Origin of the sequence: Neisseria weixii, from assembly GCF_002327085.1 — a bacterium.
Classification (GTDB): domain Bacteria; phylum Pseudomonadota; class Gammaproteobacteria; order Burkholderiales; family Neisseriaceae; genus Neisseria; species Neisseria weixii.
In genome coordinates, this window is record NZ_CP023429.1 from 2,479,441 (window position 1) to 2,494,212 (window position 14,772).

Sequence of the window (14,772 nt, forward strand, 5' to 3'; positions counted from 1 at the left end):
TACGGTTTGGCAACCCAGCCGCTGCCCTTGCACCCTATTTTGATGTAGAAACGTTCAGCTTTCAGGGCTTTGACAATTTGACTGCGATGGCAGAACACGTTTTGGCGCAGGGTTCGGATTCGTTTATTCTCGCCGGACATTCCATGGGCGCGCGCGGCCTTGGTAAAAGCTGCCGAAGAAAACGGCATGCCATACTTAATTGAGCATTGGCTGATGCCGATGCTGGCCGAAGATCACCGCACGCAGCCTGACATAATGCAGCCGTTGGCGCAGATGGTATTGCGTTTTACCCCTGAAGATTTTGCCAAGCAAATTCATGCGCTGATCCACCGCCCTGATGCGGCTTCGGTATTGTGCGGAATCCGCTGTCCGTTGTTGCTGGGTGTTGGCGAGCTCGACGCGTGGAGCCCGGTCACGCAGCACACCGCCATGCAGGAAATTGCACCGCATGCCGAATTGGCCGTATTCCCGCAAGCCGGCCATATGGCACCTTTTGAAACACCGCAAACCGTCAGCCGAAGCTTGCTGCAATGGCTGCTGCCGGATAATCAGGCCGAGACCTTTACCCCTCGGATTTGAAGTACAGTCCGAAGTTAGAGTAGCACAGACATATTCATTTAGATAAACAAGCTTTCGAGCAGCGTATAACGAAGAAATATGCCAAAAATGGGGATTTTCTACATCTCAGGCCGTCTGAAAAAGGAAATATTATGGAACACAACCATCAGGTTCTGGTGCGTTTGCGTGAGATGATTGCCGATGGCGAACTCAAGCCGGGCGAGCGCATTACCGAGATTCCGACTGCGGAAAAACTCGGCGTGTCGCGCTTGCCGGTGCGCATGGCTTTGCAGATTCTGGAGCAGGAAGGCTTGGTCGAACGCTTGCCCAAACGGGGCTATACTGCCCGTAAAATCACCTCGGCCGATTTTCTGAACGCGTTGGAAGTGCGCGGCACATTGGAAGGTCTGGCGGCACGTCAGGCGGCGGAACACGGTATGCCGTCTGAAACCGTTGCCCTGCTCGAGCAGGGTTTGGCCGAATTGGATGCAGTGTTCGAGCGTGAAGTATTCAGTATTGAAGAAGTGGAAATCTATCAAAAATTCAATGTATTGTTTCACGACGCGGTGATTGAGGCTTCGCAAAATCCGGTGATTCGCATGGCTTTAGCGAAAATTGAAAGCCTGCCGTTTTCATCGATTCAATCGCTGGTCATCGACCGGCGCGAAATGCCGCGCGAGAAAAAACGCCTACTCTACGCCCACTTGCAGCACCACGCTATCCTGCGCGCGGTGTGCAGCCGCCAAAGCGCAAGGGCAGAAGCCTTGATGCGCGAACACGCGCAATCGCCGGTGTTGTTTACCGATTTGCTCAACCGTTTTGAAAACCGCCCGGAATCACTGCATATTGTGCAGGACAATGATTAATGATTTGAGGCCGTCTGAACTGTTCAAACGGTCTGAAACCTTTGCAAAACTCCGGATTTGAGTACAGTTCGAAGTTAGCGCAGCGCATAACGAAAAAATGTGCCGAAGATGGGGATTTTGCAAAGGTCTCGGCCTTGTCAAAATCAGCGGCCACACCTATAATTCACTTTTCATCACAGGCACGTAGCTCAGTTGGTTAGAGCACCACCTTGACATGGTGGGGGTCGTTGGTTCGAATCCGATCGTGCCTACCAGATTGAAACAGCCGTTTCTGAATCGTCGGAAACGGCTGTTTGTTAATGTTGATGAATGATAAATAAGGCCGAGACCTTTGCAAAACCCTGCCCATCACAAAAAAGCTTACTTAGGTTACTAAGCAAGCTTTTTTAACATCAAATATCCCATCATTACCTATAATTCCCTATTTTCGGGCATATTTCCCCCTTTTCACGCAGCAGCAGACACACAAGCCTGTTGGCCGCTTTCGGCAGGTTGATACCAAACCGCCTTCAAATGACTTTGCGCAGCCACCTTCAACAAACCAAAATAATGCCGCACGGTGGTAGCGGAATTTACGGTGCAACGTACCAAAGCTTTGTTCCACCCATAGCGCGTTTTCGACAATTGCTTATTTCTTGCCTTATCGTCCTCTGTTAACGGATGGCCCCGGTGCGCCTTACGCATAATGCCGTCTGAAAGCCCTTTATGTTGCAGTAAGGCTCGATTGGCTTTGCTGTCATATCCTTTGTCGGCATAAACCTTGGTACCTTCGTCAATTTCTTGAAGCAACGGTTCAAAGTGGTTGCATTCATGTTCGTTGGCCGGTCTGATGTGCAGTTTCTCGATACAGCCTTCATGGCCGGTACGGGTATGCTGTTTGCAGCCGAGTTTGAACTTGCCGTCCTTCTTTATCCGGCGGGCAGCTTTGTCTTTGCCGGGGGTGTTTTCTGAAACCACACCGTTTTCACCGGTTTCAATCGCCCGCCGCTGTTTGCCGCCGGCTGTTTGGATAATGGCGGCGTCAATGACGGCTGCTTTGGCATTTTGGACTTTTAAGCCTTTGCCGGTTAATTGTCGGTTAATCAAATCCAGTAATTAGGCAAGTAGATTGTTTTGTACCGGCCAGTTGCGGTAACGGCAAAGTGTGCTGTGGCCGGGGTGTCGGGTTCGTCAAAACCGCAGAAGAGGTAAAAGTCGGTACGGGTAATGAGGCTGTGTTCGAGTTCGGGGGCGGACAGGCTGTGCCATTGGCCGATTAAGACGGCTTTAAACACGGACAGCAATGAATAGGCGGGACGGCCGCCGTTATGACGGGCATAGCGGCCTTTTTGCTGTTCGGGATAACCGGCAATGGGTTGCCGGCCGGTAATGAGCTGAACTTTGAGTAAGCGAAAGCAGTTAAGGTTCTTGCCAACCATGGTTTCGGCAGTTTGAAGAAGCTGCCCATGTAGAAAATCCTCTAAATCCGGCTTAAAGGGAATTTAGAGGATTTTAGGGTGTTTGGGAAGTATTGGAATTACTTGGTAATTATGGTTGCTTTGTGTGAGGTTTAACAAGGGTTTTGCAAAGGTCTCAAAGTGTATTTCTAGAGGTTGGGTAAGCTTAGGCAATTCTGCTGATATTTTGCCATTGTTCATAATAACAGAATGCTTTATTTTATAATTTAATATCATGCGCCATTTTTAATCCGATAAATAGAATATTGTGTTACTTGGATTAACTATATACTTAGCAAAAGCCAATCAATGTTATTGATTTTTGCTAAATTACACGATTTATATTGTAATTTTTATAAGATTATATTTTTGAAATTAAATAGAAAATTATTTTTATCGCAAAAAGTGATACATAAATGCAACGATTTAAGCAGTATAAATTCCCATCCAAAATCCGGTTTGTAACGGTGCTGTAATAAAGACATCGGTGTCATTAAAGCAGACATCGGTGTCATTTTCAAAAATAAATATTTAATTGCAAAATTTAACTTAAATCGTTATTTTAAGATTATTTATTTACAAAAAAATTGATAATTCTAACAATTAAAGCGGTATGATTCGTTCTGTCGGCAAGCTGTACTGCTTTGTCGAAGTACGAAATGTTGTTAAACAACACATTTAAATCAAATTAAGGAAATAAATTACATGAAACACTTGATGACTTTAGCTGCTGCGTCTTTAATCGGCATGGCCGGTGTGACTGCTTCTGCTGCCATCGTTGCCCGCAATTTGGCGAGTGCTGCTAAAAAATAATGATATTTTAAACATTCATACGAACGAAAATGTACCCGCTTCACCGTAATAAACCCCACAAACAACACTCAACAAGAAAAGAAGATTCCCTGCCGTCACTCAAACATGCGACAGGATGACACTAGGAAAGGAAACAAACATGAAAGAATTGATCAAATTGGCCGCCGCTTCATTAATCGGTATGTCAGGTTTGACTGTGAGCGCGACCAACGTGGCGCAAAACATGGCTGACGCCGCAAACAAATAAACAAAAGAATACGCAAATACAAGCGTTTTGGTGATAGAAAAGGCCGTCTGAATGTTCAGGCGGCCTTTTTATATGGTCGTTTAAAATAAATTAAAATAAAAAATGATACAACGTTGCCGGCTACCTTATGTACTGGGTGTACACGGCGGTCGATGTCGATTTGTCTTATTTCTATTTTAAACGACTGTTATTTAAGCGTGTAATAAGCGTTTGAGTTTTTTCAGTTCTGCCCATGCCTGCGCTTTTAAGTGGGTCTGGCGCAATAGCCGTGCAGGATGGGGAATCACAAAATAAGGCCGCTTGCCACACACGGCTTGCATGCGTGTGCGCTGGTTTTCGTGTTCAAAAATCTGCCCCAGAAACAACACAGCCTTAGCTTGCGATTGCGCCAGTTCTTTCGCCAATTCGTCGACGGCGGCCTCGATTTGGGCCTCGCTCGGATTGGCATTGCTGATGGGGGCGGATTTGACCCAGCAGGTTTTGTGTGCTTGTTGCGGCTGTAAGTCAATCGCTGCCAGCATATTGTCGAGCAACACGCCTACACTGCCACTAAACAGCTGGTTGGCTGTGCTGTCTTCCGTAGAAGGGCAAATGCTGACAACCATGATTTCAGATGGTTTGACATCAATCTGCAAGGGGGGCAAGCCGTCTGCATCCGGGATTTGGTTTTCTTGAGCCGCAGGGTTTTCTACATGGGTGCGCAGTTGCGCGGATGTGGCAGCAGATGGCACTATCGGCGCATTTTTCTTTTCGTTTACCAACGCCGCCGCAGCCAAGCGGGCATGATGGGCGGCAGGCGAGAGCGAGCGTACGGCTTCTGCAATCGGTTGCGCAGCCGCTTGTGGTCGGGTATTAGGCGCAGAAGGCAGGTTGCCGCCGATTGTTTCAGACGGCCTGACTGCCGCTTGCTGATTGAGCCACATCGGCCCCAATCCCAGTGCTTCGTGCAAATGTAAATAACGGCTGCTTAACATAGGAATCGTTTCAAAATATGCTGTCGTTTCAGACGGCCTTGTCCATCAGCACCGCATCTTCGCGGCGGTCATCGTGCAGGGAATAATAATCTCGGCGGCGGCCGCATTCGGCAAAACCGTATTTGCGGTAAAGCATTTGCGCCGCTTCATTGCTTTCACGCACTTCCAAAAACAAACGCGTGATGTGTTGCGTTGAGGCCGTCTGAAACCATTGCGCCAATAAGGCGGCGGCAATGCCTTGGCGGCGGAAGTCGGGCGCGGTGGCAACCAGATGCAATTCGGATTCGTCGCACACACTTTGCCACGCGATAAAGCCGCTGAGACAGCCGTTGGTTTCACTCACTAAAACCGTTTCCGTGCGGCTTTCGATGGCTGATTCAAATTGTTTGACCGACCATGGCGACGGGTTGCTCACCGCATCAATTTTTGCCAAAGTAGCACAATCTGCTGAAGTTGCCGGGCGAATCATGCTTGGCCTTTTCGTTCGGCTTGCTCTTTTGCGGTCAGGGCAATTTTATTGCGTACATACAGCAATTCCGCCTCTGCCGCATCAGTGGCCGGATAGCGGCCGGTAGCGGCTAAGTTCAGATAATCGGCGGCGGTCGGCATATCGGTTTCGCCGTCGAACGGCGGTTTGTCGGCTAATGCAAACGCATTACCGATACCGTCTGAGCACGTCATGCCGTCGGGCGCAGTGATTTCTGCGGCTTTGCCGACTTGGTAGTCGCTCAAGCGGCGGTGGTTGACGGTGTCGAACCAAGCGTAAAACACTTCACCCATGCGCGCATCGGTGGCCGCCAGCACGCAAGCTTGGTTGGGGCGCTGGTAGGCCACGGCATCCAAACACGGTATTCCGATTAAGGGCGTGGTAAATGGAGCCGCCAAACCTTGCGCCACGCCGGTGCCGATACGCAAGCCGGTGAACGCGCCCGGTCCTTGTGCATACACAATGGCTCCCAAATCGGCTGCGCCTATGCCAGCTTTAGCAAACAATGCGCCGATCTGCGGCAAAATCAACTCGGATTGCTTGGTGCCGACCGCTTTATGATACACATGGGCTTGATCGCGGTGGCGCAGGGCGAGCGAAAGATAGGAAGTGCTGGTGTCGATGGCCAATATGGGGCGGTTAAAATCGGCTTGCATGGTGGGTGCTTTAGAGTTTTTTCAGACGGCATTATAGCATTGCTTGACTTATAATATGGCTTTTGAACATGCTTGAGGCTGTCTGAAATATTCGGCTTGAAAGTGGTTTGGTCAATCATCAGATGGAACGGTTCGCGTTATGTATGTAGGACGTTTTTCCCCCAGTCCGACGGGTTTGTTGCACATCGGATCACTGCTGACTGCGTTGGCTTCGTATGCTGATGCCCGCGCGCACAACGGCAAGTGGCTGGTTCGCATGGAAGATTTGGATCCGCCGCGCGAGATGGCCGGTGCCGCCGACCATATTTTGCACACGCTGGAAGCCTTTGGTTTTGAATGGGACGGCGAAGTCGCCTACCAAAGCCGCCGCCATCATTTATACGAAGATGCCTTAGGCCGTCTGAAAGACAAGGGCTTGGTGTATCCGTGTTATTGCAGCCGCAAGGATTGGCAGGCCGCTGCAAGTATGGGGCGGATGGTTTTGTGTACAACGGCCGCTGCCGTGTGGCTGACCATAGGCCGTCTGAAAACGGCAAACCGCCGGCGTGGCGTATTCGTGTGCCGGACAGAATCATCGGCTTTGACGATATGCTTGTCGGGCATTATGCGCAGAATCTGGCGAGTGACATCGGCGATTTTGTGCTGCTGCGTGCAGATGGTTTTTGGGCGTATCAATTGGCGGTGGTGGTTGACGATGCCGAGCAGGGCATCACCCATATTGTGCGTGGGCAGGATTTGCTGGTTTCCACGCCGAGACAAATTTTTTTACAATATTCTCTTGGGTTTAGTCGGCCGGGCTATGCGCATCTGCCGCTTTTGGTGAACCAATCGGGGCAGAAATGGTCTAAGCAAACGCTAGCGCCTGCGCTGGATGGCTCACAAGCCGAACTATTATTACGGCAGGTTTCGGCTTATCTGAATCTGCCACCTGCGCCACAAATCGACCGTCCGCGCGATTTGCTCGATTGGGCGGTGTTGCATTGGCAAATCAGCCGAGTGCCGAAGCAAGCAATATGCACCGAATGAGTTGGCATATATGCGACAATTCCGACTTTTGGTTACTTCGTTTTTATTAAAGTTTGTAAGTAATTTGAAGAATATATGTTTTTAAAACTGAAATCCTTTAATATTGCGGGTTAATCCAAACTGGGTTTGAATGGTTGGGACTTACGCCGGGCTATTCAATCATGGATCGTAGTAATCAAAAAAGTATATTTTTTCATTACTACTCAGACTCAGATTCTTTCGGGCTTGATTGCCAGACCGTCTGTAATATTGTTAACCATTAAAATAAAAAGAATGCCAGAATATGCCAAGTGCTATTATTGTAGAAGATGAAGTGCTAGCCGCTGAGCGCTTACGGGTTTTGTTAGAAGAATGCAATGTTGTGCTGCTGAAAATATTTCATCATGCGCAGCCTGCATTGGATTGGTTGAGCGTACATGAAGCGGACATTGTATTCGCCGATATCGGTTTGCCGGAAATCACCGGTTTGGAATTGGTCGAACGCATCAAACGCGTGGCCAAACGTCAGCCGGAAGTGATTTTCACCACAGCTTATGAAGAGCATGCTTTGCGCGCCTTTGAGTTGGCTGCGGTGGATTATCTGCTCAAACCGATTAAAATGTCGCGCTTACAAACTGCTTTAGAGCGGGTGAGCGAAAAATATCAGGAAAAAGCAGACGATTTCACCCATTTCAAAGTATTCAACCGCAACCGTATGGTGGAAATCCCATGGCAGCAAGTACGCTATTTGTTGGCCGAACACAAAACCGTATTTTTGTTTACCGGAGACGGCCAAAGCTACGAGCTACCGAAAACTTTGGTGTATTGGGAAGAATTGCTGGGGGAAAAAGTCATCCGTATTCACCGAAACGCCTTGGTGTTCCGCCATACCTTGGATTGTCTGATTCGTTTGGATGATGAAGAAGATGAAAACAATGCCACATGGGGCGCCCGCGTGCTCGACGTTGAAAAACCGCTTGCCGTCAGCCGCCGTCAACTGGCCGCTATTCGAAAAATTTTGAAAAACGGCGCGTAAACGATTTATCATAAAACCCTGCTTTATTAAGCAGGGTTTTTTTATTTCAGACGGCTAGAACCCTTCTGAAAATAGGCAACGGGATGAAAGGATAAAATATGGCTTTGGAAGTATATTTGGTGCGTCACGGCAAAACCGTTTTCAATAAAGTCGGCCGTTTGCAAGGTTGGAGTGATTCTCCCTTACTGGCGGAAGGCAAAGAAGCCGCTCGCGCATTAGGGCGAGCATTACAAGGTAAGGTCGACTTTGATGCTGCATTTTGCAGCATCAGCCCCCGCGCGGCAGATACCGCAAAAATCATTTTAGAAGCCAAAGGCCAAGCGGATTTGCCTTTGAGTGTGATTGAGGAAGTACGTGAATATTGTTTTGGTGGTTTTGAAGGTGACTTGGTGCAAAACGTGCATGGCCTGATTGCACAGCATCGAGGCTTCTCATCAATAGAAACATGGTTCGAAGCCTACCGAACCGGCACGCATCACATGCTGGCCGAAACTGTTAGCGAATTAGACCCCTTAGGCTTGGCCGAAAATGAAGCCCAATTTATGGGCCGCTTAAAACAAGGCGTGGATATTTTGTGTCAAAAGTCACCTGTTCATGGCAAAGTCTTGCTTGTATCGCACGGTATGGCAATTACCGGAATATTAAAACTCATTGATTCACAGTCAACTTTATATAAAAGTGTCGAAAATGCAACAGTTTCACGACTTTGGTTTGAGAGTGGCAGATGGAAAATTGAATCGATTGGAGAGAACTTATCTATATAAAATAAATGTTCATATTGAATAAATGTATTAATTTAATAAATTTATCTAAAAATATAGTATGATTTATTTGATTTGAATAGTAATATTTAGTTTAATATTAATACAATACATCAATATTTGTTATATTTCGGGCAAGTAAAGAAAATTTTTTTGTTAAGGGGGTGACGATGGCACCTAGGGGATAATTGCGTAAATAATTAATAATTTTTAAATCAATATAGTTATTGATTTAAAAATAAAATAAAGATGACTGAAGGAGACTATCTATAATAAGTAATGAATGAAAATTAAGTTTGAAGGCATGTTGTGCTAAATTAATTTAATTTTTATAGTTAATATACCCTCATATATCTTTGAAATTGGGATTTTCAGTATCTATTTTAGATAAAAAAACCTGAATTTGTCAATGGCATATTCTAAATAAATATATTTAGGTGTATTTTTTCAGTGTTTTTATCAGGGAGATAATTATGAAACACACTACTAAAATGAAGCATTTGGTGTCACTTTTGTTTGCAGCAGGTGTATTCTCAACGAATGCCTCTGCAGCAGGTGTATTCTCAACGAATGCCTCTGCAGCAGATGCGGCTAACTATATCAATATCCAGCCTCGTTCTGTAACAAATAATTCGGCCTCGGTTTCTGGTGATTATTCGGTAGCAATCGGAGTGAATACGGTTTCTGAAGGATTGAGTGCCTTAGCCATTGGTTCAAGCGCAAATGCTAAAGGCGGATCATCTATTGCTATTGGTGCTAATGCTGTGTCAACAGATACTTCATCTACGGCATTTGGTGAGCAAGCTAAAGCAAACGGTTACCATGCTATCTCATTGGGTGCCAAGTCGAGCGCAAGTGCTATTGGTGCGACGGCAGTGGGTACTGGAGCGTTGTCTACCGGCGGTTCAGCGACAGCCGTTGGTGTTAATGCTAACGCAAGTGCTACTGGTGCGACAGCTTTAGGTTTAGGGTCGGCAGCCACCAACGGAAATGCGATTGCTTTGGGTACTAAGGCAAATGCAAGTGCAGGTGCAGCTGTAGCGGTTGGTCCAAATGCAAAGGCTAGCGGTATTTCTTCTGTTGCTACAGGCGCGAATGCCGATGCTGCTGGTTTGGGCAGTGTGGCTTCTGGTATGAGTTCAAATGCTGCAGGCGGTGCTTCGGTTGCCTTAGGCCGTGGCGCTTCTGCTACAGAAGATTTATCAGTAGCTTTGGGTGCGCTTTCTACTACTGAGGCTGCAGTTGGCACAACTGAGGCTACTGTTAATGGTGTGACCTACAGCGGTTTTGCAGGTACTTCCCCAGTTGCTACCGTAAGCGTAGGCTCGGAAGGTTCTGAGCGCACGATCACTAACGTTGCCGCAGGCCGTATTACGGCAGACAGTACTGATGCGATTAATGGTAGCCAGTTGTACCAAGTTGCTAGCCGTTCTAATGGAAATGCTTTGGCTATCAATAACCTTAATAACCGTATGGACGATATGGAAGATGATTTGCGTGCCGGTATCGCAGGTGCAACTGCGCTGGCATTCCTTCAACGTCCTAACGAAGCCGGTAAAAGCTTGGTTTCTGCGGCGGTGGGCGGCTTCCGTGACCAACAAGCCTTGGCCATCGGTTACGCGCGTAATTCTGATAACAACAAATGGTCTATCAAAGCCGGTGTCGGCGTGAACACCCGGAAAGATGTGAACTGGGGCGGCAGCGTAGGCTATCAATGGTAAAACCTGAGACCGTCGCTTCAGACGGCTTGTTAACAGAACACATAAAGGAAAAATCATGAAATTATCAGTAATTGCATTACCTGTAATCGCCGCTTTGGCTTTGGCTGCCTGCGGTAACTTGAGCAATGTGACTAAAGAAGGCACCACCGATAATCCGGTATGGCCTGATCCTGCCAAGACCACTTTCCGTCATAATGGTACTCAAGACGGCTCTTGGCCGAATTGGGACAATGTGCGCCAAATCGAAGCCGGCATGAACAAAGACCAAATCTACAACCTGATTGGCCGCCCGCATCATCAAGAAGGTTTGTATGGTGTGCGCGAGTGGGATTACTTGTTTAACTACCGTGAAAACGGCGAACACAAAACATGCCAATACAAAATTTTGTTTGATAAAGACAAAAATGCACAATCATTCTTCTTTAATCCAGAAGGTTGCGGATCTAAAGAAAAAGAGCCTGTCCGTGAAGTGATTATCCGCGAAGTGGTACAAACCCCTGCCCGTATCCGTCAATAATCGGATGAAGCAATTGAGGCCGTCTGAATATTCAGACGGCCTGAGACCTTTGCAAAACCCTGCCCATCACAAAAAAGCTTACTTAGGTTACTAAGCAAGCTTTTTTAACATCAAATATCCCATCATTACCTATAATTCCCTATTTTCGGGCATATTTCCCCCTTTTCACGCAGCAGCAGACACACAAGCCTGTTGGCCGCTTTCGGCAGGTTGATACCAAACCGCCTTCAAATGACTTTGCGCAGCCACCTTCAACAAACCAAAATAATGCCGCACGGTGGTAGCGGAATTTACGGTGCAACGTACCAAAGCTTTGTTCCACCCATAGCGCGTTTTCGACAATTGCTTATTTCTTGCCTTATCGTCCTCTGTTAACGGATGGCCCCGGTGCGCCTTACGCATAATGCCGTCTGAAAGCCCTTTATGTTGCAGTAAGGCTCGATTGGCTTTGCTGTCATATCCTTTGTCGGCATAAACCTTGGTACCTTCGTCAATTTCTTGAAGCAACGGTTCAAAGTGGTTGCATTCATGTTCGTTGGCCGGTCTGATGTGCAGTTTCTCGATACAGCCTTCATGGCCGGTACGGGTATGCTGTTTGCAGCCGAGTTTGAACTTGCCGTCCTTCTTTATCCGGCGGGCAGCTTTGTCTTTGCCGGGGGTGTTTTCTGAAACCACACCGTTTTCACCGGTTTCAATCGCCCGCCGCTGTTTGCCGCCGGCTGTTTGGATAATGGCGGCGTCAATGACGGCTGCTTTGGCATTTTGGACTTTTAAGCCTTTGCCGGTTAATTGTCGGTTAATCAAATCCAGTAATTAGGCAAGTAGATTGTTTTGTACCGGCCAGTTGCGGTAACGGCAAAGTGTGCTGTGGCCGGGGGTGTCGGGTTCGTCAAAACCGCAGAAGAGGTAAAAGTCGGTACGGGTAATGAGGCTGTGTTCGAGTTCGGGGGCGGACAGGCTGTGCCATTGGCCGATTAAGACGGCTTTAAACACGGACAGCAATGAATAGGCGGGACGGCCGCCGTTATGACGGGCATAGCGGCCTTTTTGCTGTTCGGGATAACCGGCAATGGGTTGCCGGCCGGTAATGAGCTGAACTTTGAGTAAGCGAAAGCAGTTAAGGTTCTTGCCAACCATGGTTTCGGCAGTTTGAAGAAGCTGCCCATGTAGAAAATCCTCTAAATCCGGCTTAAAGGGAATTTAGAGGATTTTAGGGTGTTTGGGAAGTATTGGAATTACTTGGTAATTATGGTTGCTTTGTGTGAGGTTTAACAAGGGTTTTGCAAAGGTCTCAGGCCGTCTGAAAATTATTTTTTCAGACGGCTCAATCTATTCTGATCAAACTTTAAGCCAACGGCGCCAAAAGTTTATCAAAAGCTTCTTCAAACTGCTTCAAGCCGTCTTCCTGCAAACGGGTTGCCAAAGCTTCCAAATCGATGCCGAGTTTTTCTGCTTCGGCCAGTTGCGCCAAGGCTTCATCGGTGTTGTCGGTCAGCGTGGCTTTGGCGACACCATGATCGACAAAAGCTTTGAGCGTGGCGTCCGGTACGGTATTGACGGTGTGCGCTCCAATCAGGCTGTCAACATATAAGGTATCCGGATAGTCGGGATTTTTCACGCCGGTCGAGGCCCACAATAATTGCACGCGGTTGGCACCTTTGGCGGCCAATTCGGCAAATTCGGCACTGCTGAAAAACTGTTCCCAATCTTGGTAAGCGGCTTTGGCCAAGGCAATGGCGGTTTTGCCTTTCAAATGTTCTGGTAAGGTTGCATCCAAAGCAGCATCCACGCGCGAAATAAAGAAGCTGGCCACCACTTGGATGTGGTCAACAGGCAAACCGGCAGCCACACGCTTGGCAATACCGCGCTGATAAGCGGCATAGGCTTTCAGGGTTTGCGCGCGGGAAAACAGCAAGGTCAGGTTAATCGACAGGCCGTCTGAAACCAATTGTGCCAACGCTTCAACGCCGGCATCGGTGGCCGGCACTTTAATCATCACGTTTTTACGGCCAATGGCATCGTGTAAGCGTTTGACTTCGGCCACAGTACCGGCAGCATCTTTAGCCAATTCCGGCGCGACTTCCAAGCTGACGAAACCGGTTTTGCCGCCGGTAGATTCGTGTTCGGCCAGCAACACATCGCAAGCCGCCTGAACATCGGCAATTGCCAAGGTCTCGTAGCGCTCTTTCGGGCTCAAATCTTGTGCTTTCAAAGCGGCTGCTTCATCGGCATACAACGCGTCGCCGGCAAAGGCTTTTTGGAAAATCGCCGGATTGGAAGTCACGCCGCACACGCCTTGCTTGGCCATTTCGGCCAATTTGCCGCTTTGCACCAGCGATCGGGATAAGTTGTCCAACCAGATTTGTTGGCCTAATGCTTTAACGTCCGATAAAATAGTCATCTCTGAATCCTTTTTGTTGAGCGGGTTTAGTCTTGTATATTGTTGGCATAGTGAATGAGGCTGAATGGTGCAGGACAAGGACGCACCGCAGACCATACAATTTGGTACGGTAAGGTAAGGCAAGCCAACGCCGTCCGGCTTTAAGACCATTCACTATCACGATAAATTGTCAAACCGATGGATTTTCACTATACCTTGATTTCCAGCCTTTGAACAGTATCACACTTTGACGGACATAATGATGACAACGACCGAATCTTACTTACCTTGGGCGCGCGATGTGCTGCATATCGAAGCGGAAGCCTTGCACGAAATCGCCAATGAGTTGGACGAACATTTTGTTCAGGCCGCCGAGGCCTTGCTGCATTGCCAAGGCCGCGTGGTGATTATGGGCATGGGTAAATCGGGTCACATCGCCCGCAAAATGGCTGCTACCATGGCTTCCACCGGCACACCGGCTTTTTTCGTGCATCCCGCCGAAGCGGCACACGGCGATTTGGGCATGATTGTCGATGGCGACGTGGTGATGGCGGTGTCAAACTCGGGCGAAAGCGATGAAATTGCGGCGATTATTCCGGCCTTGAAACGCAAAAACGTGACCTTAATCTGCATCACCGCCCGCCCGACTTCGACCATGGCACGCCATGCCGACATCCACATCACGGCTTCGGTTTCCAAAGAAGCCTGCCCGCTCGGTTTGGCGCCGACTTCCAGCACCACCGCCGTGATGGCGCTGGGCGATGCGCTGGCGATTGTGTTGCTGAAAGCGCGCGCGTTCACGCCCGATGATTTCGCCCTCAGCCATCCGGCCGGCAGCTTGGGCAAACGCCTGTTGCTGCGCGTGGCCGACATCATGCACGGCGGCGGCAAACTGCCTGCAGTGGTATGCGGCACCTTGCTCAAAGACGCGATTGTACACATGAGCGAAAAAGGCTTGGGCATGTTGGCCGTAACCGATCACGAAGGCCGTCTGAAAGGCGTGTTTACCGATGGCGACTTGCGCCGCCTGTTCCAACAACGTGATGATTTCAAAGGCTTAACCGTCGACGACATCATGCACACCAAACCGAAAACCATCGCCGCCGACAAACTTGCTACCGAAGCCTTGAAACACATGCAGGAAAACCATGTCAATGGCCTCTTAGTCACCGATTCAGACGGTCTGTTAACCGGCGCGCTCAATATGCATGATTTACTGATGGCGCGTATTGTGTAAGGCTGCAAAACTTTACGCACCGTTTATTCTACCCGAAACGTTTCAGACGGCCTTTATGCTAGAATAGGCCGTCTGAAC

At 48.4% G+C, this 14,772-nt stretch carries 11 protein-coding genes, 1 tRNA gene and 3 pseudogenes; 9 read left to right on the forward strand and 6 right to left on the reverse strand.

The window, feature by feature from the left end; genetic code table 11:
- Window positions 1–186: 186 nt before the first annotated feature.
- The 3 genes from CGZ65_RS13530 (at window position 187) to CGZ65_RS12425 (ending at window position 1,678) form a co-directional block, all read left to right on the forward strand.
- Window positions 187–579: an alpha/beta fold hydrolase gene (locus CGZ65_RS13530; RefSeq protein ID WP_198345300.1), complete on the forward strand. Its 393-nt coding sequence runs from the start codon at window positions 187–189 to the stop codon at window positions 577–579.
- Window positions 580–710: 131 nt separating this feature from the next.
- Window positions 711–1,424, forward strand: a complete 714-nt coding sequence (locus tag CGZ65_RS12420) for a GntR family transcriptional regulator (RefSeq protein ID WP_096296032.1) — start codon at window positions 711–713, stop codon at window positions 1,422–1,424.
- A gap of 177 nt (window positions 1,425–1,601) precedes the next feature.
- A tRNA-Val gene (locus CGZ65_RS12425) sits at window positions 1,602–1,678 on the forward strand.
- Between the two features lie 153 nt (window positions 1,679–1,831).
- Here CGZ65_RS12425 and CGZ65_RS12430 read toward each other — a convergent pair.
- The 4 genes and pseudogenes from CGZ65_RS12430 to tsaB form a co-directional block, all read right to left on the reverse strand.
- Window positions 1,832–2,842 (reverse strand): annotated as a pseudogene (locus CGZ65_RS12430) (IS5 family transposase).
- 1,269 nt (window positions 2,843–4,111) lie between these two features.
- Window positions 4,112–4,894, reverse strand: coding sequence for a uracil-DNA glycosylase family protein (locus tag CGZ65_RS12435; RefSeq protein WP_096296033.1), 783 nt, complete (start codon window positions 4,892–4,894; stop codon window positions 4,112–4,114).
- Between the two features lie 28 nt (window positions 4,895–4,922).
- Window positions 4,923–5,363: a ribosomal protein S18-alanine N-acetyltransferase gene (rimI, locus tag CGZ65_RS12440; RefSeq protein ID WP_096296034.1), complete on the reverse strand. Its 441-nt coding sequence runs from the start codon at window positions 5,361–5,363 to the stop codon at window positions 4,923–4,925.
- A complete protein-coding gene (gene tsaB, locus CGZ65_RS12445; RefSeq protein ID WP_096296035.1) occupies window positions 5,360–6,037 on the reverse strand; it encodes a tRNA (adenosine(37)-N6)-threonylcarbamoyltransferase complex dimerization subunit type 1 TsaB in 678 nt (225 codons plus the stop codon). Before tsaB ends, rimI begins: the two co-directional genes overlap by 4 nt.
- Before the next feature lie 139 nt (window positions 6,038–6,176).
- Between tsaB and gluQRS the strand changes: the two are divergent.
- The 5 genes and pseudogenes from gluQRS to CGZ65_RS12470 all read left to right on the forward strand — a co-directional run bounded on the left by gluQRS (window position 6,177) and on the right by CGZ65_RS12470 (window position 11,077).
- Window positions 6,177–7,063: pseudogene (gene gluQRS, locus CGZ65_RS12450) on the forward strand (tRNA glutamyl-Q(34) synthetase GluQRS).
- A gap of 283 nt (window positions 7,064–7,346) precedes the next feature.
- Entirely contained in the window at window positions 7,347–8,078 is a 732-nt protein-coding gene (locus CGZ65_RS12455) for a LytR/AlgR family response regulator transcription factor (protein ID WP_096296036.1), read from the forward strand.
- A 98-nt stretch (window positions 8,079–8,176) separates the two neighbouring features.
- The gene (locus CGZ65_RS12460) at window positions 8,177–8,842 is read left to right on the forward strand and encodes a histidine phosphatase family protein (protein ID WP_096296037.1); all 666 of its coding nucleotides are present in this window, start codon (window positions 8,177–8,179) and stop codon (window positions 8,840–8,842) included.
- 470 nt (window positions 8,843–9,312) lie between these two features.
- Complete coding sequence (locus CGZ65_RS12465; RefSeq protein WP_232507459.1) at window positions 9,313–10,560, forward strand: YadA family autotransporter adhesin; 1,248 nt, start codon at window positions 9,313–9,315, stop codon at window positions 10,558–10,560.
- Window positions 10,561–10,615: 55 nt separating this feature from the next.
- Window positions 10,616–11,077, forward strand: a complete 462-nt coding sequence (locus tag CGZ65_RS12470; RefSeq protein ID WP_096296038.1) for an outer membrane protein assembly factor BamE — start codon at window positions 10,616–10,618, stop codon at window positions 11,075–11,077.
- Window positions 11,078–11,202: 125 nt separating this feature from the next.
- On the opposite strand, the pseudogene CGZ65_RS12475 reads toward CGZ65_RS12470, so the two are convergent.
- Window positions 11,203–12,214 (reverse strand): annotated as a pseudogene (locus CGZ65_RS12475) (IS5 family transposase).
- A 208-nt stretch (window positions 12,215–12,422) separates the two neighbouring features.
- Complete coding sequence (tal, locus tag CGZ65_RS12480; RefSeq protein WP_096296039.1) at window positions 12,423–13,478, reverse strand: transaldolase; 1,056 nt, start codon at window positions 13,476–13,478, stop codon at window positions 12,423–12,425.
- Between the two features lie 241 nt (window positions 13,479–13,719).
- Here tal and CGZ65_RS12485 point away from each other — a divergent pair, with 241 nt between their 5' ends.
- On the forward strand, window positions 13,720–14,694 hold the full coding sequence (locus CGZ65_RS12485; RefSeq protein WP_096296040.1) for a KpsF/GutQ family sugar-phosphate isomerase: 975 nt from the start codon (window positions 13,720–13,722) through the stop codon (window positions 14,692–14,694).
- Window positions 14,695–14,772: the final 78 nt, after the last annotated feature.